Consider the following 18,048-nt stretch of genomic DNA (forward strand, 5'->3'; position numbering starts at 1 on the left):
ATTCTTCCCTCAGTCGGCTCTCTCCTTCAGGCGGGGGTCACGGCCGGTCCGCCTCGAAACGGACCTTCACCACGCTCCCGTACGGAGCGGCCGTGCCGGCTGCCGGAGCCTGGGAGACGGCCACGCCGCTGCCGGAGGGGTCGATGTCGAACCCCACCCCGGCCAGGGTGGCCACCGCGTCCCGCATGCCCATGCCTCGCACGTCAGGCACGGGGAGGCTCTGCCCCGGCTGCGGCTCGCTGATCAGGTGGAGGATGACCGTGGAGCCCCGGGGCACCCGGGATCCCGGCTTGGGGGTCTGGTCCATGACGTACACCCCTTCGCCCTCGGCCCGGACCAGAAGGCCCGCTTGCCGCAGCTCCTCCACGGCCGCGCGGCCATCGCTCATGCGCAGGTTGGGGACGGTCACCAGGTTGTCGGCCGGGCGCTGATCGGGCGGGAAGCGGCGCGGTACCCCCAGGTACTCGAGGGCCGGCTCCATGATCGCCTTGAAGACGGGCGCCGCGTTGGTGCCGCCCCAGCGGGGGTAGACCTTCAGATTGTAGAGCATCACCAGGCCCACGAGCTCTGGCCGGTCGTAGGGCACGATGCCCAGGAAGGAGGCGACGGCCTTGTCGCTGTACCGCCCGCCCTCGGGAATCTGGGCCGTACCGGTCTTGCCGGCCACAGGGTACCCTGCCATCTCGGCCGGCGCGCCCGAACCCTCGGTGACCACGCCCCGCATGATGTCCACGAACGTCTGCGCCGTCTCGGGGCTGATCACCCGGCGCACCGGCTCCGGTTCAAAGGCCCGCTCCAGGCTCCCGTCCGGCCCCCGCACCTCCCGCACCATCTGCGGCCGCAGGAGCTGCCCGCCGTTCGCGATGGCAGCGGCGGCGGAGACCATCTGGATGGGCGTGACGGCGACGCCCTGCCCGAAGCCCACGTTGGCCCACCGGAGCACCTCGCCGTGCTGGACCTTGCCCGGCACGGGCACGTAGCCCGAGGCCTCGCCGGGGAAGTCGATGCCCGTCGGCTGCCCGAAGCCGTAGGCCCGGATGTACCGGTAGAAGGGCTCGGGACCCAGGCGCTCCGCCCCAACCAGGGCGAAGACCGGGTTGCTGGAGACGTAGACCGCCTCCGCGAAGGTGAGGCTCCCGTGGCCGCCGGGGCGCCACGAGCGGACCATGCCGCCGCCGATCTCCACGTAGCCCGGGTCGAAGAAGCGGTCGTCGGGCTTGACCACGCCCTGATCCAAGGCGGCGGTGGCCGTGACGACCTTGAAGATGGAGCCGGGTTCGAACTGGTCGGTTACCACCCGGTTCCGGCGGAGCTCGGCGGAGGCCCCGCCGTACGCGTTCGGGTCGAAGGAGGGGCTGAGGGCCAGGGCGACCACTTCGCCCGTGTCAGGCTTCATGGCCACGAAGAGGCCGAAGTCGCTCTTGGTCCGCTCCACCGCCGCCTGGATCTCCCGTTCGGCGATATACTGAATGACCTGGTCGATGGCAAGGACCACGTCCTTGCCCGGCTCCGGGGGGAGGTAGACCCGCTCGCCGTGGGGAATGACCCGGCCGGCCGCGTCGCGCTCGGCTAGATCCCGACCCGGTACCCCCCGCAGCACCTCGTCGTAGGCGAACTCGATCCCTTCGAGTCCCTGGTTGTCGATGCCGGCGATGCCCAGGACCTGCGCCGCCAGTGAACCGTGGGGGTAGTAGCGCTGAGGCCGCTCCACCAGGTAGATGCCGGGCAACCTGGCCCGGCGAACGGCCTCGGCCTGCTCGGGCGGAACCTTGCGGGCGATCCAGACACTGGCCGACCGCTGGCGGAGCAACCCCTCCACCCGGGCCGCGTCCAGGTTGAGCAGTGCGGCGAGTTGCCGGGTGGTCGCCGGGACGTCCCGCACTTCCACCGGGACCGCGTACACCGAATCGGCTGCGACGGAGACGGCCAGTGGGCTCCCGTGCCGGTCCACGATCTTCCCCCGCTGGGCCAGGACCGGTACGGGGCGCAGGCGCTGGTCGAGGGCAAGCTCCCGGAACGCGTCGCTGCGGATGAGCTGCAGGTAGACGAGCCGCGCCGCCAGGAGCAGCGCTCCCGCCAGCGTGACCAGGAAAAGCACGGCGATCCTGCGCCGAACCTGCGCGCGCGTGTAGGCGGCCCTCAACGGTGCCCCTCTCCCCGACGTCTAGGGTCGTTCCTCGCCCAGCGCCTGCGCGGCCCGGCCTGCGGGAAGGAGGCGGGCCAGGACCCGTTCCCACCACGGGCGCTCCTCCGGCGGGATCCTGGCCATCACCGGAGCCCGGGTGCCCTCCGGGCCGGCCGGCGAGAGCCGCACCACCCGGACCTGCCCCGGCTCCACCATGCCCAGCTCCTGCCGGGCGACCCGTTCCACCCGGGCCAGGGAGGCGAGCCGGGCCTTCTCCACACTCAGGCGGAGGATCTGCTGCTCCACCGCATGCTGCTCCGCCCTCAGGCGGTCCACCCGGTAGCTCAGGTCCACGATGGCCGCCTGCTGGGCGACGCACTGCCAAGCCAGGAAGAGCACGCAGGCGGCCAGGCCGGTGAGGCGGGCCCGAGGCGCCAGCCGGAGCCGCAAGCGGAACGCCCTTCGGATGGGCGGGCGCGGCTCGGGGGCCTGCGCGACCCCACCCGGTCTCTCGTCGACCCGTTCGACCCGTGCTGCTATCATGGCTATTCCGCCTCCTGCGGTCCGAGAACCCGGGCCGCGGCCCGCAACCGGGCGCTGCGCGCCCGCGGGTTCCGCTCCCGCTCCTCGGCCGCGGGCACCACCGGGGTGCGTGTGAGGAGGCGGACCTCGGGGTTCCTCCCGCACGAGCAAACGGGCAGCTCCGGCGGGCAGATGCACCCCAGCGCCAGCTCACGAAAGGTCTCCTTGACGATGCGGTCCTCCAGCGAATGGAAGCTGATCACCACGAGGCGTCCCCCGGGGCGCAAGCGTCGCACGGCCGCCCGCAGGGCGCCATCCAACCGCTCCAGCTCGCCGTTGACGGCAATGCGGAGCGCCTGGAAGACCCTGCGCGCCGGGTGGCCCGCCTCGCGCCGGGCCGCGGCGGGCACCGCCGCCTTCACCACCTCCACCAGGTCGCCCGCGGTGGCCAGCGGCCTGCGCCGGCGTCGCTCCACCACGAAGCGGGCGATCCGGGCGGCCCAGCGCTCCTCGCCGTACTCCTTGAAGACCCGGGCGAGGTCGTGAAGGGAGAGGCCGTTCACCAGGTCCGCCGCCGTAGTTGGCTGGGACGGGTCCATGCGCATGTCCAGCGGCGCGCTCGGGTCCTGATAGGTGAAGCCCCGGCGCGCCTCGTCCACCTGAAAGGAAGAGACACCCAGGTCGAAGAGGATGCCGTCGAAGCGCGTGTCGCCCAAACCGGCCGCCTCCAGGATCGCGTCCAACTCCTCGTAGCGGCCGGCCAGGATCCGGACGCGCCCCCCCGCCCCCTGGAGCGCCCGCTCCGCCCTGCGGCGCGCCTCGGGATCGCGGTCCAATCCTACCAGGAAGGCGTCTTCCCCCGCCGCCGCGAGGATCGCCCGAGCGTGGCCGCCGCCGCCCACGGTAGCGTCCAGGTAGCGGCCTCGGGGAGCAGGCTCCAGGTACCGGAGCACCTCGTCCAGCAAGACCGGCACGTGACCGGCCAAGGTCATCCCCCCGCCCGCCTGCCGGCGGGGAGCCGGCAGAAGCTGCAGGTACGGGCTCTTTCGTTGCATCGCCACCAGCTTCCCCCCCTCGCCGACTAGATTCCCAGGTCGACGATCTTCTCGGCCAGATCCTCGTAGGCTTGGGACGCCTCCGCTTCGTAGGCATTCCAGCGTTCCTTGCTCCAGAGCTCCACCCGGTTCGAGACGCCGATGATCACCACGTCTCGGTCGATGGCGGCGTACTCCCTGAGGTTGGCAGGCAGAAGGAGCCGCCCCTGGCGGTCCAGGTCCTGCTCGCTCGCTCCCGAGAAGAGGAGCCGCACAAAGGCCCGGGCGTCCCGCTGGGTCATGGGCAGGCTCTTCAGCTTCTGCTCCAGCACCTGCCACTCGCTGTAGGGATAGAGGAAGAGACAGTGGTCGAGCCCCCGGGTGACCACCAGCCGCCCGGCCAGGTCCTCACGGAAACGAGAAGGGACGGTGAGTCTCCCTTTCTCGTCGAGGCTGTGCTCGTACTCCCCGAGAAACACAGCCGTCGCTCCCCCGTCTCCCACAATCCCCCACTTTACCCCACCCTGTGCCCCAGGGTATTCGCCGCTCCCCACCGGGTTCCTCCTTCGAGCGGAAAAAAGTGGGTGGGGGCGGTGGGACACGGGGCACGGGCGGGTTCGAGACAAGTGGAGGCGGGTGGACAGCGGGGCACGGCCCGCGCGCGAGAAGCCACCGGCGCATGGCGTGCCGGTGGCTGACGCTCGCTGCTCCGGCGCGGTTCCTCAGGGGCGAGGGCGCTGCCGAAGCGGAAACGAAGGGGAGGCGGCGAGTCGGCCTGTAATCCGAGTTCTGTCGAAGGCGATCATCTATCTAGGATGCCAGTCGCCTGGCACCTCCAGCGACCTACCCGAGGGAGAGGCGGGCCACCTCACGTTCCCTCCTGCTCGGTCTTGCTCCGGGTGGGGTTTACCAAGCCGACCAGTCACCTGGCCGCTGGTGAGCTCTTACCTCACCGTTTCAGCCTTACCCGCCTTGCGACGGGCGGTTTCTTTTCTGTGGCACTTTCCTTGGGGTCGCCCCCACTGGGTGTTACCCAGCACCCTGCCCTGCGGAGCTCGGACTTTCCTCGGATGCGGCCTTTCGGCACTGCACCCGCGACCGCCCAGCCGGCTCGCCACCTGCCCAAAGGCAGAAAAGGACGGCGCCGCTACGCCGGTTCCTGAGGCATTATGCCACACTCTTGCGATCTTTGCAAGCCGCGCGCGACACCCACACGCGACCCTACGGTCCGCTGCAGGGTCGTACCCGGCTGCGGGCCGTCACAGGAGATGGAGAACCCGCCCACACTGTTCGCACTGCACCAGCCCGTCATCGGCGCGTACACGCTCCAGGGTCCGCGGCGAGAGGCTCACGTGACACGCCCCGCACTGGCCTTTGCTGACGCCGGCGATGGGGTTGGGCATCTGCCGCCGCATGCGCTCGTAACGCGCCAGCCTATCGGCAGGCTCCCGGGTTGCGACGGCGTCACGCTCCACCTCCAGCTCCTTCTGGCGGGCTCGGAGCTCCTCCACCTCCATCTGCCGCTCCAGCCTGCAACGGCCGGCCTCTTCCTCGGCCTCGCTCACGGCACGCTCCAGCTCCTTCTGCTGCGCCTCCAGGGCTTCGGCCTGCTCCATCCTTTCCAGGCTTTCGACCTCCATGGCTTCGGCCTGCCGCGCCGCCCGCTCGGCCCGCTGCTGCAGGTGCCCCAGCTCCTTCCCGCTGCGGGCCGATCCGCTGTAGAGCTCGTTCTCCGAGCGGTGCTGCTCCTCTCGGGCGGCCTGCGCATCCAGCTCGAGCCGACGGATCTGACGGGCGAGATCTCGCAAGGCCTGGGCCGTCTCCTCCAGGGTGCCCCGCAACGTCTCCACCCGCCCCTCGGCTTCCTGGGCCCGGCTCTCGAGGTCGGAGTGCTCCGTTACGGCCCGGATCCGGTCGAGCTCCAGGTCGATCGCCTGCAAGCGGTACAGGTTCTCCGTCGTCCGCACGGTCCCCACATCCCTCGGGCTCGATGTCCAACGCCCTAGCCTCTTCGATGCAGGAGCTTTCGACGCCTCCCCCTGCACCCCTCCCCGCCCCTGCGGCAGCGGATCGTTCCCGCAGGGGTTGAAGGTGCCGCAGCACGTACCTCCTATCTTGGCCGCGATCGCCGGACTTGGCTCCGCCCGGCTGCCGGTGTAGACTGGCCGTGCACCGAGAGGAGGCGGCCCCATGGCAGCCGCGTGGCTACGTCCCGGAGACGAACGGCTCCTGTGGGAGCTGCTGGTGCGCGAGCCCGGCTTCAACCTGCCGGCCCTCCACCTCTTCGAGCAGCATGGGCTGGCAGGTTCGGCTCGTTTCGCCGTCCAGCACGACCCATCCGGCCTCCCCGTGTGCGGCGCCGCCGGGCTTGGGGACCGGTGGTACCTGTTCGGGGACCCCTTCGCCAGCACGCCTCCGCCCTCGGCCCCGGAGCTGGCCCCGCTCCTGGCCGCGGCTGGCGTGGCCCTCCTGGAGGGAGAGGAAAACCTCAGTCGCACCCTGCTCCGCCACCCCGCCCTGGGCACGCTGCTGCCCGCCCTGGAGTCGCACGTCGTGGCCGTCGCCGGGCCGCCGCCTCCCCGGCCGGAGCCCTCGCCAGCTGCGCCGCCCTCCGCGAGCGCGCCGCCGGAGCCCTCCCATTTGAGGCCGGCCGGGCCGGGCACGCCGGGTGTCCGGGTGCGGCCGGCCACGGTCGCCGACGTGCCTGCGGTGGAGCGGCTCTACCGCGGTCACGGGGAGGCGGCGGATCGGGCTACGCTGGTGGACGCCGCCTCGGCAGCCTCCCTCTGGGTGGCTGCGTCTGCCGACGGGGCCCTGCTGGGAGCGGCCATGGCCCCGGTCCGCACCGCGCTCGCAGCCTGGGTGGGTGCGGTCTTCACCCACCCCGAGCACCGGGGACGCGGCATCGCCTCCGCGCTGGTGGCCGCTCTCACCCGCTCCCTCCAGACCTGGGGACTCGCGGTCTACCTCCTCTACCGTCCCGGCGGGCCCGCCCGCCTCTACCACCGCCTCGGCTTCACCCCCGTGGGGGCCTGGTTGCAGGCCCAGCGGCTCCCGGGAAGGGAGATCCAGGCCGTTGGTGGGCTCGTCCAGCACCAGGAGGTCCGGCCGGGCCAGCAAGATCTTGGCCAGGGCGAGGCGGACCTTCTCGCCGCCCGAGAGGTCCGCCACCCGCTTCAGGACCGCATCGCCCCCCAGAAGAGGCAGCCCAGAAGGGTGCGGACCTCCATCTGATCCAGGACCATGTTGCCGCCCGACGCCTCGGCCAGCACCGTGCTGAGGGTTATGGCGGGCCGCTCCAGCACCGACCGATTCAGCCCGCAGCGGGAGAGAAGCTCGCCGGAAACGGGACCGGCCCAACCGGTGCGACGCCGCGGAACGCAAGGCGACCCCTCGCGGCCACAGCCGCCACGCTATGCCGTTACTGCTTGGAGGTCCTCCTCATGCGCGCAACCTGTGCTCCCAGGGCCGTGGAATGACTTCGGGATCATGCTGGGGGCGCCCGCCGCACCTGCGGACAGCCGGTGCGGACGCGCCCCGTCGCGCGCCTCGATGATATCAGGTTGGGCCAAGCGGAGGGCGCTGACACGTGTGGGCCCCTCAGCGCCGGGCCTCCTGCCAGGGCCGCACCATGAGGTGCTCGTCCATCCCGATCCGGTCCGGCTCCGTGCCGGGCCCAGGTCCGTTTACACGCCCCTGGCGATCACTCGTGAATCGTTCTCGGCGGCCAGGACGCACCACCCATCAGGCCCGTAGGCTGCAGCATACGGCTTGGACCGGAAGGGGGGGAAATGCGGTGAAGTTCGGAGACGACAACGTGTTCGTGATTTTCCTGATCCTCATCCTCCTCTTGCTGGGTGACAAGTAGCGAGGAGGGCACGGCCCGGTCCGTGGCCGGGCCGTATCTGTCCTGACGCGCCGAGACCCGCCACCCAGCCGGGCCCCAGATCGATCTCATGGATTCATGTTTCGCCAGCTCTGCATCCGCGAGCTCGAGCATCGCCCGCGACGTATGGCGACAAGTTGATACCCCCAACGGGGCTCGTTATCCACGCGAAGCCGCCGGCTTGGAGAAGCGCGACGGCGGGGTGAACGGACTGCCGCCATGGGCTGCCTTACCGCGGTGCGGTACTCTCCCGGCCGGCCATCTGCCCCCGCTTCTCCTCATCCCAGCACGCGACCTCGTACCAGTACCACAGCTTCGCCGATCCGTACCGGCGGTGGCTCTCGGGGAACTCGTACCTCGGGTCCGACGCCCACTGGCGGACGCGCTCCCGGCTCGTCGCCTCGTAGCCCTGAAGAGCATCCAGGAGCTGCACGGCCCACCCGATGGGTCCGATCAGGCCGTCCAACCCGACCGGCGCATCGCGTCGCTCCTCGCTCGGCGCGGGGATCGGCAGCGGGGCGGCCAGGACCTCCAGGCGCGCCCGGCGATCACCGGCGAATAGGCCTCCGTGGCTAGGACACGCCGATGGTCAGGCATGTAGGATGTAGCACCTACTCGGACGGGAAGGGGGGCCGGTGCGATGAAGTTCGACTTCAGGGAGGACAACGCGTTCTTGATCTTCCTGATCCTCATCCTCCTCTTGCTGAGTGACAAGCGGCTGGATGACAAGTAGCGAGGGGCAGGGCCCGGCGCGCGGCCGGGCCCTGCCCTCACTTCAGCCCACTTCCGCTCCTCCGCCCCGGCGCCGGCCTCCGTCCACCGCTGTTCGGCCTCGGCCACCGCCTGGAATACCTGGGCCCAGAGCTGGTCCCACAGCTCCTGGGCCACCCGGGTCAGGAACCTCTGCACCAACGCCGCCAGGAACGCCGGGGCCACCCGGGCGGGCTCCACCTCTCGAACATCGCTTCGTGCCTGATCCTCGCCAGCCGGTCCTCCTCTATGCGGAGCCGAACCATCTCCTCCGGCGGCGCCATCAGAGTCAAAAGTCCCAGCGGAAGCTCAACCACGGACGCCCTTCGACTACCGCTCTGCCCGCCAGGTGTCCCACAACTGCCCCCGCGATAACGTCGGTAGGCCAATGGTATCCCTCGTAGACCAGCGAGACAGCCACACCTGACGCGATCACGTACCAGGCTGCGGCCCACTTTGGGTACTGCCCTGCCAGCACCGTGGCCAGGGCGAAGGCGCTGGAGGCGTGGCCGGAGGGAAAGCTGTGATGCGCGCTGTCGAGAGAAGGTCCAGCCCAACTCGACGAACCCTCACCGGCATATGGCAATGCTCGCCCTAGCAGCACCTTGCCGGTCCATGTGACAGCTGCCGCCCCGCCAATGGCTTCGAGAACCTGTACTGCGGTCTCGCCCTCGCCCGACGTCGCCAGCAGTGTCAGAGTTGCCAGGTACATAGGGGCCTCGCCCATACGGCCCACCGCATGCAGCCAGGGTGCGTCCCACGAGCGCACCCATTCGGTCACCACCTCGTCAGGCGAGCCAGCGTAGGCTGGAGACACCCATATGAGGAGAAGGGCGAGAACGAGGGCGGCAGCCCTCGCAGGTTTCTGCAAATCTCGTCCCCCCTTCCTTCTTCCTCTCCAACCAACGCCGAGTCTACGTTATCGGGTTCATCGAGGCAACCGCGCGGGAAACGCTAGAGAAGGTAGCGGCGGAGATGTTCACCGAATCATAGCGCCGGTGACGTATCCATGAAGCTGACGTAATACGGGGACTGAAATCGAGGAGGTCCTGGCCCACGCCGGGAGCCTCAAGAAGCGGGAGTGGACCATGAGGGGCATGGCCGGGAACGTGCGGCGCCGGGACCCCCAGACGGGCTGGTGCTAGAAGAACGCCGGCCAGCCAACCTACGCTACCGGGCCGTGAGGGTCGCCACCGGCGAAAAGGACGCCCGCGGGCGCCTTGACGAACGGGCGCGGGCATTGGACCGGCGCCGGGAGAGGCTGCGGGAGGTAGAACGGCAGCTCGAGCAAGCGAAGAAGGTGCTCCTGGCCGGCGCAGACCCGGCCATCCTGGCGGGTGAGCTGAACCGGCTCGGCGCCGAGGCCAGGGCGCTCCGCGAGCTGATGGACCAGGAGCAGAGAAAGGCCGCCCGACCCCGACGAATCGATGAGGGCCAGGCGGCAGACATCCTGCAGAGCCTGCTTTCCGATCTGGACGAGGGCGATCCGGTGAAGCTGCGCCAGCTGGTGGCGACCTTCGTTCGCCAGCCTATCCTCAACCCGGACCGCTACACCATCTCGGCGACCTTCCTACCCGATCCGAGGTCCGGCCTCCACCCCGTCGCCCTACTGGTGGGGCTGGACCAGGCCAAGCGCTATCGCGTAGACGTGGTACCCCCAACGGGATTCGAACCCGTGCCACCGCCTTGAAAGGGCGGCGTCCTAGGCCACTAGACGATGGGGGCCAGAGAGCGGGCGGTGACGGCAACAGCAGTTCAGCCGAACCGCCACTCCATTGTAGCCGCGGGAGGTTCGGGCGTCAACCGGAGGGCGGCGCGGGCGGGTGGGGGTCCGTCGGGCTCAACGGCGTCGCGGCCGCCCTCGTTCCCGGGTGAACGGTGGAGGGCGGGAGACACCCCTCGGTTCCGGCAGGAGTCCGGAACCCGGCGTGGAACCGACCTCCCCCATGGACCGCGTTCGTGCCATCGACCTGGCCCGGGGCATCCGCATCGCTTTGGTGGTGCTGGGGCATACGCCGCTCCCGGCGTGGCTGAACGGGCCCTTGACCACGTTCCGCCTACCGCTCTTCTTCCTTGTCTCAGGCTACGCCTTCAGCTGGGTGGGCTCGTCTACGGCTACGGCATGGGGGACTGGCTGATTCTCATCCTGCCCATGTGGTTTCTTCCCACCCTCTTCACCCCGGGCTTGGTCCTGTGGGGACTGCTGCGCGCGACGGTAGGGCGGCCCCCCTGGCTTCAGGCCGTCGCCTTCCCGGTGGCGGGACCCGCAGGGAGCCCGTGGCGTTCAAACTCTTGCCTTGAAATAGTGTGTCTCCTTGTCACTACGTATGGATCCTGGTACTAACGATCGCTCAAGCGCCCGTCCTATGGAGACTGAGCGCCAAGAGAGCTACGTGTACAGGCGACCCTGCAAGGCCTTACCCGAACGGCCCTGACGCGCGCCGGGTCCGGGCGGTATAATCCTCCCAGAGCCTGGTTTTCCGGGGCGCAGAGCGCCCCCACCCACCCTCCCGGAGGTGCAGCCCTTGGATCGCGCAGCCACGCCCGGCCGCCCAGCCGAGAAGAGCCGGGCGCTTCTTCTGGACCTCGACGGCACCCTCATCGACCTGGATCTGGACCGCTTCCTTGAACAGTACGCCCGGCTCCTCGCGGGCTACTTCGTCCCCGAGGTCCCGCCCGAGCGCTTCGGCCCCGCCTTCATGGAGGCGGCCATGTTCATGCTCAGCGAGGGCCACTCGGACCGCTCCAACGGCGAGCGTTTCTACGACCGCTTCTGCGCCGCCGCCGGAGTGGATCCCGCATGGGCCCACGAGCGGGCGGAGCGGTTCTACGACGAAGCGTACCCGTCGCTGCGATCCATGGTTCAGCCCCTGGAGGTGGCTCCCGAGGTAGTCGCCCGGGCGCGGGAGCGGGGCTGGGTCGTGGTGCTGGCGACGCAACCTCTCTTCCCTCGGAGGGCCATCGTGGAGCGGATGCGCTGGGGTGGCCTGGACCCCGGCGGCTTCGATTTCATCGCCCACATGGACGCCTTCCACGCGTGCAAGCCGCACGCCCTCTTCTTCGAGGAACTCTGCCGCGAGATCCGGGTGGCTCCCGAGCGCTGCGTGATGGTAGGCAACGACGTCCACGACGACCTCCCCGCCGCCCACCTGGGGATGCCCACCTTCCTGGCCAGGGACTTCGTCCTCCGGGCAGACCACCCTGCCCCGCCCCCTCGGGCGGAGGGCAGCCTCCGGGATCTCCTGCGCCTGATCGAATCCGGCGAGCTCGAGCAATGGGTGGGCGACGGCGCCGGGCCGATCCAGGCCTGACCGCTCTCCTGCCTCGGACCTCGCTCGGCGGCCGGCCTCCCGCGCCCGGCCCACCCCCTCGCCGGCTCCGCCGCCCGGCGGTGGGCGGCCCGGCCTTCCAGCACCTGGTCCCCGGGCCGCTGCATGGTGCCCCTGGACTGTGGAAGACTAGCTCCACCAGGCATCTCCCCGCTCGGCGTCGCAGGCTGGTGTCCGCCGGTCGAGGTCCGCAGGCCCCAGGTGAACCGGCCGGGGAAAGACTGCCTTTCGGAGGTGCGTCGTCATGCCGTCCCGTCGCGAGGTCCGAGACCGGCGCCGGCCCACGGTCCTGGGCTCCTTTGTGCACCTCGCGCGCCGGGCGCGCGGGGTGGCCTTCTGGACCACCGTGGCCGCGTCCGGCGCCTACGCGGTGTACCGGGTCGTCGCAAGACCTTTTCGCCCGGCCAACCGCCGGCTTGCGCTCTTTCTCGGCAAGCACTTGATGGAGGCAAGCGGTCCCTGCCTGGCGGTCACCACGCGTCCCGTGGAGCTCGAGCGGTTCGCGGGCGGAACCCTCCGCCGCATGGTGCTGGCCGGCATTCCCGTGGTGGTGGCGGTGGTGACTCCGAACGACGAGCTCTCCGAGCGCTTCGACGCCCAGGATGAAGAGGCCCTGGAGGCCGCCCACCGGATCGGATACCACCGCCTGCAGCTCTTGAAGGTACCGGCGCCCTTCCAGCAGCAGGACGTGGAAGATCGGCTGGAAGAGGTGTGGAACGAGGTCGAGCCCGAGGTGGTCGTCGCCTTCGACCCCCTGGACCCTCTGGGCTGGATCCAGATCCCCGAAGAGCGGCTCTGTGGTGAGGCCGCGCTGCGCCTGGCCGAGAGGTTGGATGGCGAACGCCGGGTGAAGCTGGCCTTCTGTGGAACCAGCAGGCCCAACGCGCTGGTGGAGGTCACGCCCATCCTGCCAGACAAGATCGGCGCGGTGGTCAGTCACCGGACCGAGCTCTCCGCGCCGCCGCTGGCCATCAACCTGGGACTGCGCCTGACGGGTCGCCTGCCGGACCTCCGCGGCTCCTTCGAAGCCCTGCGGATCCTGGAGCCCGCACGGCGGTCAAGAGACCAGCAAGCCATCGCCTTGCGCCGGGCCGCGCGCTCGGCCGAGCCGGCGCCGGATGCCCGGGAGGTCCGGCGGGCCGTGGTGCGCACCCGGATTCCGGCCGACGCGGCGCGCGGTCCCGAGGCGGCTCCCAGCAACTACTGGGCCTCGGACGGTTCGGTGCCCGAAGAGGTGGGCGCCTCAGGTGGCGACCAGCCGGGCAGCCGCACCCGGTAGATGACGCCAGCCCGGTCGTCCGAGACGTAGAGCGCTCCGTCGGGGCCCACGCTCACCCCCACGGGGCGCCCCCACGCCTGGCTGGACTGCAGCCATCCCGCAAGCAGGTCCTCGTAGCCTCCCCGCGGCCGCGGTCCGTCGAAGGGAACCCGAACCACCTTGTAGCCCGTGGGGGTCGTCCGGTTCCACGACCCGTGGAACGCTACGAAAAGCGACGTCGTGAACCGCTCCTCGGCCCGCAGACCCGCCCCGAAGGCGAGCCCCAAGGGCGCCGAGTGGGCCTGGAAGGGCATGGCCGCCGGTTCCGTCGCCTCACACCGGGCGGCGTCGCCCAGGGACGGGTCCGGTTGCCGGTCGCCGAAGCAGTAGGGCCAGCCGTAATCGGCTCCCTTCACGATCCGGTTGAGCTCGTCGGGCGGCAGGTCGTCGCCCAGCAGGTCGCGGCCATTCTCGGTGGCCCACAGGTCGCCACTGGCCGGGTGCCAGGTGAAGCCCACCGCATTGCGAAGCCCCCAGGCATACCGCTCGGCCGTGGGCGAGAAGGCCTCCCCTTGAGGCGCGAACCGGAGGATGGCGGCCCGCCTCGGATCCTCCTCCTGGCAGGCGTTGCACGAGGATCCGGCGCTGGCGTACAGGGCGCCGTCGGGGCCGACGCCGAGGGTTCGGGTCCAGTGCATCCCTCCGGCGGGCAGATCGTCGGAGACGGTCTCAACGCGTTCGGCCCGGCCGTCTCCGTCCGGATCCGCCAGCCGCACGATCCGGCCCGTCTCGGCGACCAGGAGCGTGCCCCGGTGCACGGCCAGGCCGTGGGGGCGGTTCAGCCCGTCGGCGAAGGTGAGAACCTCGTCGGCGGCGCCGTCGCCGTCGCGGTCCCGAACGCGCAGCACCCAGCCCGTCGATGGGCTGCTGACGAAGAGGGCGCCGTCGCGGTCCCAGGCCATCATCCTGGTGCCCGAGAGGCCGGCGGCATAGAGGTTCACCCTCGTACCACGGGGCGCCAGCAGGGTGCGGCCGCGGGGGAAGAGATCCTCCATGTTGGGAGGCACCTCCACCCCCACGGCGACTTCGGCCTCTCCCTGCATGTACCCGCTGGCCCCACGAGGCAGCGCCACCGCGCTCCCCTCCCCCGGCAGGGCAACCTCCAGCATCCACACCCCGCCGAAGGTGCCCAGGGCGAGCCCCGCCACGGCCAGACCCGCCACCCCCGCTCCCAGCCGCAGCCACCGCCTGGACTCGAGGGGAACCAGGCTGAGCCCCAGGGCGGCAAGACCCGCCCCCGCCACGCCGAGCCAGGGCCACGGCCAAGGCGGCGGAAAGGTGCGCAGGAGCAAGGCCCCGAGCAGGGCCAGCAGGGTCAGGAAGAGGACCAGGAGCGTGCGGGTCACGGGTCGTCCCCCCTACCCCGGGGGTTTCGAGAGCCCGGCGGCGTTCCCTTCCCGGGTCCGTCCTTCTCGGGATCTCCGCCTTCCCGGGAACCAGCGACGTCGGGCAAGGGACCGGGACGATGGCGGCTGCACGACAGGAGCGGGCGGGTGGTCTTTCGAACCACTCCAACGTCACGAGCGGCGCGTGGCGTGTCGGACCCACCCCTCGGCGTCCCAGCCGCCTGCCCGTCCGCGCCGGCCACACCTGCATGGAGAGAGGAGCACGGTCATGGCCATTGCAGCGGTAAGCATCACGCCCATCGGAACGGGAGAGACGGGGGTGGCGCCCTACGTGGCCGCCGCCGAGCGAGTGCTCAGGAGCGAGCCGGGCCTGCGGGTGGAGCTGAACGCCATGTTCACCCTGCTGGAGGGCGACCTGGACGCCATCTTCCGAGCCATCCGCAAGGCTGAGGAGGCGGTGGTGGAAGCAGGCGCCCAGCGCGTCTCCACGGTGATCAAGATCGACGACCGCCGCGACCGGCCCACCACGCTGGATGGTAAGGTCACCCGGGTGGAAGAGCTCCTACGGGAAGGGTGAGCGTCCTGTCTCGCGCCCTGCCCTTTCTCGCCCTAGCGGGTGCAGCACTGCTGTGGGCCGGTAACTACACGGTCTCTCGGGCGCTGGTGACGAACATCTCCCCGCTCGTGCTCGGGCTCGCCCGGTGGGCCCTGGGATTCCCTGTCCTCCTCGCCCTGAGCCTGCGCACCTTCGACGCCCCTTCCACCGGCGCGGCTCTGCGCCAGTTCGGGGTCGAGTTCCGCGACGGGTGGCGCCGTTGGTTCTGGATCGGGCTGACAGGCATGGCCGTCTACAGCACGTTGATCTACGAGGCGCTCCAGTACACGGGGGCTGTCACCGGGTCGCTCTTCAACTCCCTTACCCCGGCCGTGATCAGCGTGATGGCCTTCGTCTGGCTGGGTGAGCGGCTGAGCAGGGCCCAGTGGGGCGGCTTCTGGATCTCGCTCGCGGGCGTACTGGTCATCCTCAGCCGGGGACGGTGGGATCGCCTGGCGGCCTTGCAGTTCAACGCCGGGGACCTGATCATGACGGTGAACGTTTTCTTCTGGGCCGCCTACTCGATCCTGGTGCGGCAGGTGGGTCTCTCGGTGCCGGCCCTTCGGGTCGCCGCCCACGGGAGCCTGATGGCGTGCCTGCTCCTGGCCCCCCTCCTCCTGGTGGAGCGGATCGGCTGGGGACATGAGATGGAATGGACCTCGTGGCAGGTAGCTGGGCTCCTCTTCCTGGGGCTCGGTCCGGCGGCATCGGCCACGACCCTGTGGAACTATGGGCTGGTGCAGGTCGGGGCGAGCCGGGCATCCGTCTTCCTCCACGCCATCCCACTCTTCACCGCCGTCCTGACGGTGGCCGGCCTGGGCGAGCCGCTGGCCTGGTTCCAGATGACCGGCGGCCTCCTTGTGGTCGCGGGCGTCCTGCTCACGAGCCTCCTGCGGTCCCCGGCGTCCGTGCCGACCCGGGACCCGGTTTCCGATCCCACCGCCGAACCTCGTCGGGGCTGAGGACGCTTCGAGAGCCGCCCGAGTTCCCCCGGGGGCCAACCGCCCGCAGGTGGCTCACGCCGGGGGAAAGGCCCCCGGATCGAGCCCCAGGTCCCGGAGGTCCAGGTCGGGTCCCTCAGCGTCGTGGTCGGCGTCGCTGAGGTCGAAGCCCACAAGGGGGTCGAGGGCGCCTGAATCCAGGTCGGGGTTGAGGTCGTCGCTGCCGGCCATCTCCAGCCTTCCCGCCAGCTCCTCCAGGGGATCCTCCACCGTGAGTTCTCGGACCTCCACTCCGGCCTGGGTGATCTGCAGGAGCGAGGCGAGGAGGCGGCGCATGCGGCTACGGGTGGGGGTCCAGATCTCGACGAACCTCTCACCCACCCGGACTTCCCCGGCACCCCGGTACCCATCGGGCCGGTCGAGCCAGTCCGGCCAGACAAGGCTCTCTTCAGGCCACTCCAGCTCCACGTAGGCGGGGCCGTCTTCCTCGTGTACCGTTCGCATCTCGGGGTGCCTGTGCGCCAGATGGGTCCTTATCGCAGCGAAGTCCCGGTGGGCCAGGCGTGCGGTGCAGAAGCACGGAGGCTCCTCCTCCAGATCGGACCAGGGGTCTTCTTCGCTCAGGAGCCAGTCGACCCGGGCCTGAAGCTCGGCATTCCCCCCAGCCTTCCGCCCCGCTGGCGTCCCATCCGTCCCACTCCGTTCGGGCAGACCTGCCGAGGCCATGCACGCTCCCTCCTTCCCCACCGACGGCTCCATTCTATCGCGGGCCGGCCCTGTTCGGGAGAGGGCACTCACTCCCAGAAACCGGAAGGATGGGTGAAAGGTGGGTGCCCGAGGGGAGTCTGGGGCGACCTTGCCATGCCCGGACGTCCTGTGCTACCATGAGCGTGCGCCTTCGGGCCGAGAGGTGTTCCGGGTGTTCGCCCGGTTGCACCAGGCCTCGTGGCCCCGTAGCTCAGTGGATAGAGCAGCGGTTTCCTAAACCGCGTGCCGGAGGTTCGATTCCTCTCGGGGCCACCACGATTGGAAGGACGTCAGAGGTTGGTGGTGGGGTAAGCGGGAGCTCGATCCCCACCCAACTCCCCACCCATGCGAGGAGCCCCGCCCACAAGGACGGGGCTCCGTTCTGCAGGTCGCGGATGAGCGAGTCACGGCGCTCGCCAGGCAAGGAAGGATGCACCAAACGCCAGGCCCACCCATACAGATGCACAACAGGCCGGCAACCGGGCGAGCCATGAGCATCATGGACAAGGACCGGCTACGACGTCTCCAGGAGGAGATCGACCCACGTCGCGGGTAGGGCCCACGTCCTGTCGCCAAACCCACGCCGTCTGCCACCGGCCTGACCCGGCCGGGCTCGACGGGCTCGCTCCGGGCAGCCTCGGGGGATTCAAGACCTTCCGGGTTCCCAGAGGAGCCGGCGCTGCGCGGCTGCGGCGAGGAGATGGTCTGCATGCGTAGGGCGCTCGCGTGCGCGTTGGCTGCGATCCTCTGGTGGCTCTCCCTCGGGATATCCCTGGCGCAAGAGGAACCTCAGGAAGACGGGCCACGGATCCGGTTCGTGCAGGTGCTGGTCGCGGGGATGACCCGCCGCGGAGACCTGGTGCTCCTGGCCGTCGCCCAGTTCGACGACGGGAGCTGGCACGTCCTCGCCCAGGTCAATGGCGAGGTGGTTGGTACGCCCATTCCGCCGGACGTCCTGGACGAGATCCGGCGGTCTGCGTCGGGCATCGACTGGAACGAGACCATCGGTCCGTCGTCCAGCTCGGAGAGGGAGGCGGCTTGAGCGAGGTCGGTGAGCACCGTCACACCGTACCACGACTGCTGGCTCACCGGGGCAGCAGCCAGCGAGGCGCGGGCCTGGCGCAGCACCAGCGGTCTCCTCGTGGGAAGTTGGGGTGGGGCTGGAAGACTCCGGCAGAACAAAGGAAAGCCCTCAACGCGCAGAGCTCATGTCCCTCGCCATCGCCATCGTGGTCCATTGCGAGGGGTGCATCGCCTGTCACGTGCATGACGCTCTGGACCACGGCGCCTCGCGTGAAGAGGTCGCCGAGACCGTAGGCGTGGCAGTGATGATGGGCGGCGGGCCTTCTGTGGTCTACGGGTCTCTCGCGCTGGAGGCGCTGGAGCAGTTCCTCGCTCAAGATGGACCTAAACCATAGAGGAACGGCGCCAGCTTCTCCCAGACATACGCCCCTC

The 18,048-nt window shown here is 70.2% G+C and carries 16 protein-coding genes, 2 tRNA genes, 1 other RNA gene and 2 pseudogenes; 9 read left to right on the top strand and 12 right to left on the bottom strand.

The features are described from left to right. Positions 1-37 precede the first annotated feature (37 nt). From LIP_RS08725 to LIP_RS08750, 6 genes are all read right to left on the bottom strand, one after another. Positions 38-2,143, bottom strand: a complete 2,106-nt coding sequence (locus LIP_RS08725) for a penicillin-binding transpeptidase domain-containing protein (RefSeq protein WP_082726061.1) — start codon at positions 2,141-2,143, stop codon at positions 38-40. Positions 2,144-2,164: 21 nt separating this feature from the next. Then, positions 2,165-2,668, bottom strand: coding sequence for a cell division protein FtsL (gene ftsL / locus LIP_RS08730; protein WP_068136956.1), 504 nt, complete (start codon positions 2,666-2,668; stop codon positions 2,165-2,167). Positions 2,669-2,670: 2 nt separating this feature from the next. Continuing rightward, a complete protein-coding gene (gene rsmH / locus LIP_RS08735; RefSeq protein ID WP_068141807.1) occupies positions 2,671-3,639 on the bottom strand; it encodes a 16S rRNA (cytosine(1402)-N(4))-methyltransferase RsmH in 969 nt (322 codons plus the stop codon). A gap of 89 nt (positions 3,640-3,728) precedes the next feature. Beyond that, the gene (gene mraZ / locus LIP_RS08740) at positions 3,729-4,160 is read right to left on the bottom strand and encodes a division/cell wall cluster transcriptional repressor MraZ (protein WP_068136959.1); all 432 of its coding nucleotides are present in this window, start codon (positions 4,158-4,160) and stop codon (positions 3,729-3,731) included. 283 nt (positions 4,161-4,443) lie between these two features. Continuing rightward, positions 4,444-4,795, bottom strand: an RNA gene (rnpB, locus tag LIP_RS08745) — RNase P RNA component class A. A gap of 145 nt (positions 4,796-4,940) precedes the next feature. After that, the gene (locus LIP_RS08750) at positions 4,941-5,648 is read right to left on the bottom strand and encodes a zinc ribbon domain-containing protein (RefSeq protein WP_144440401.1); all 708 of its coding nucleotides are present in this window, start codon (positions 5,646-5,648) and stop codon (positions 4,941-4,943) included. Between the two features lie 223 nt (positions 5,649-5,871). Between LIP_RS08750 and LIP_RS20030 the strand changes: the two are divergent. After that, positions 5,872-6,693: pseudogene (locus LIP_RS20030) on the top strand (GNAT family N-acetyltransferase); the annotation flags it as partial. Positions 6,694-6,726: 33 nt separating this feature from the next. Here the strand turns inward: LIP_RS20030 and LIP_RS20505 are convergent. The 4 genes and pseudogenes from LIP_RS20505 to LIP_RS08765 all read right to left on the bottom strand — a co-directional run. Beyond that, positions 6,727-6,908, bottom strand: a pseudogene (locus tag LIP_RS20505) (ATP-binding cassette domain-containing protein); the annotation flags it as partial. 888 nt (positions 6,909-7,796) lie between these two features. Next, positions 7,797-8,033 (bottom strand): hypothetical protein, encoded by a 237-nt coding sequence (locus LIP_RS08760; RefSeq protein ID WP_068136966.1) that lies wholly within the window; start codon positions 8,031-8,033, stop codon positions 7,797-7,799. A gap of 573 nt (positions 8,034-8,606) precedes the next feature. Continuing rightward, complete coding sequence (locus tag LIP_RS20510; RefSeq protein ID WP_407936405.1) at positions 8,607-9,044, bottom strand: phosphatase PAP2 family protein; 438 nt, start codon at positions 9,042-9,044, stop codon at positions 8,607-8,609. Positions 9,045-9,966: 922 nt separating this feature from the next. Further along, positions 9,967-10,042: transfer RNA gene (locus LIP_RS08765), tRNA-Glu, on the bottom strand. A gap of 203 nt (positions 10,043-10,245) precedes the next feature. Here LIP_RS08765 and LIP_RS08770 point away from each other — a divergent pair. The 3 genes from LIP_RS08770 (at position 10,246) to LIP_RS08780 (ending at position 12,925) form a co-directional block, all read left to right on the top strand. Beyond that, positions 10,246-10,455 (top strand): acyltransferase family protein, encoded by a 210-nt coding sequence (locus tag LIP_RS08770; RefSeq protein ID WP_068136968.1) that lies wholly within the window; start codon positions 10,246-10,248, stop codon positions 10,453-10,455. Between the two features lie 387 nt (positions 10,456-10,842). Next, a complete protein-coding gene (locus LIP_RS08775) occupies positions 10,843-11,628 on the top strand; it encodes an HAD family hydrolase (protein WP_068136971.1) in 786 nt (261 codons plus the stop codon). A gap of 262 nt (positions 11,629-11,890) precedes the next feature. Further along, positions 11,891-12,925: a PIG-L deacetylase family protein gene (locus tag LIP_RS08780; protein WP_068136975.1), complete on the top strand. Its 1,035-nt coding sequence runs from the start codon at positions 11,891-11,893 to the stop codon at positions 12,923-12,925. On the opposite strand, the gene LIP_RS08785 is transcribed toward LIP_RS08780, so the two are convergent. After that, complete coding sequence (locus LIP_RS08785; RefSeq protein WP_068136977.1) at positions 12,847-14,310, bottom strand: PQQ-dependent sugar dehydrogenase; 1,464 nt, start codon at positions 14,308-14,310, stop codon at positions 12,847-12,849. The two genes, LIP_RS08780 and LIP_RS08785, sit on opposite strands and share 79 nt — an antisense overlap. A 268-nt stretch (positions 14,311-14,578) precedes the next feature. On the opposite strand from LIP_RS08785, the gene LIP_RS08790 reads away from it, so the two are divergent. Together LIP_RS08790 and LIP_RS08795 are read left to right on the top strand one after the other, a co-directional pair. Next, the gene (locus LIP_RS08790; protein WP_068136980.1) at positions 14,579-14,887 is read left to right on the top strand and encodes an MTH1187 family thiamine-binding protein; all 309 of its coding nucleotides are present in this window, start codon (positions 14,579-14,581) and stop codon (positions 14,885-14,887) included. After that, a complete protein-coding gene (locus LIP_RS08795; RefSeq protein ID WP_068136983.1) occupies positions 14,884-15,867 on the top strand; it encodes a DMT family transporter in 984 nt (327 codons plus the stop codon). The genes LIP_RS08790 and LIP_RS08795 overlap by 4 nt, the downstream gene beginning before the upstream one ends. 54 nt (positions 15,868-15,921) lie before the next feature. Here the strand turns inward: LIP_RS08795 and LIP_RS08800 are convergent, their stop codons facing one another. Then, complete coding sequence (locus tag LIP_RS08800; protein ID WP_068136985.1) at positions 15,922-16,572, bottom strand: hypothetical protein; 651 nt, start codon at positions 16,570-16,572, stop codon at positions 15,922-15,924. Positions 16,573-16,793: 221 nt separating this feature from the next. Between LIP_RS08800 and LIP_RS08805 the strand changes: the two genes are divergently transcribed. The 3 genes from LIP_RS08805 to LIP_RS08815 all read left to right on the top strand — a co-directional run bounded on the left by LIP_RS08805 (position 16,794) and on the right by LIP_RS08815 (position 18,011). After that, a tRNA-Arg gene (locus LIP_RS08805) sits at positions 16,794-16,869 on the top strand. A 433-nt stretch (positions 16,870-17,302) separates the two neighbouring features. Continuing rightward, positions 17,303-17,635, top strand: coding sequence for a hypothetical protein (locus tag LIP_RS08810; RefSeq protein ID WP_068136987.1), 333 nt, complete (start codon positions 17,303-17,305; stop codon positions 17,633-17,635). Between the two features lie 112 nt (positions 17,636-17,747). Next, positions 17,748-18,011 carry a carboxymuconolactone decarboxylase family protein gene (locus tag LIP_RS08815; protein ID WP_269433331.1) on the top strand — a complete coding sequence of 88 codons (264 nt, stop codon included), beginning with the start codon at positions 17,748-17,750 and terminating at the stop codon, positions 18,009-18,011. Positions 18,012-18,048: the final 37 nt, after the last annotated feature.

The sequence above is a fragment of the Limnochorda pilosa genome, assembly GCF_001544015.1.
In the GTDB taxonomy this organism is placed as follows: domain Bacteria; phylum Bacillota; class Limnochordia; order Limnochordales; family Limnochordaceae; genus Limnochorda; species Limnochorda pilosa.

Excerpts from the sequence above, each read along its gene's own strand:
- LIP_RS08810 (WP_068136987.1), top strand. The coding sequence starts at position 17,303 with ATGCGTAGGGCGCTCGCGTGCGCGTTGGCTGCGATCCTCTGGTGGCTC.
- LIP_RS08790 (WP_068136980.1), top strand. The coding sequence starts at position 14,579 with ATGGCCATTGCAGCGGTAAGCATCACGCCCATCGGAACGGGAGAGACG.
- LIP_RS08780 (WP_068136975.1), top strand. The coding sequence starts at position 11,891 with ATGCCGTCCCGTCGCGAGGTCCGAGACCGGCGCCGGCCCACGGTCCTG.
- LIP_RS20510 (WP_407936405.1), bottom strand. The coding sequence starts at position 9,044 with ATGGGCGAGGCCCCTATGTACCTGGCAACTCTGACACTGCTGGCGACG.
- LIP_RS08800 (WP_068136985.1), bottom strand. The coding sequence starts at position 16,572 with ATGGCCTCGGCAGGTCTGCCCGAACGGAGTGGGACGGATGGGACGCCA.
- ftsL (WP_068136956.1), bottom strand. The coding sequence starts at position 2,668 with ATGATAGCAGCACGGGTCGAACGGGTCGACGAGAGACCGGGTGGGGTC.
- rsmH (WP_068141807.1), bottom strand. The coding sequence starts at position 3,639 with ATGACCTTGGCCGGTCACGTGCCGGTCTTGCTGGACGAGGTGCTCCGG.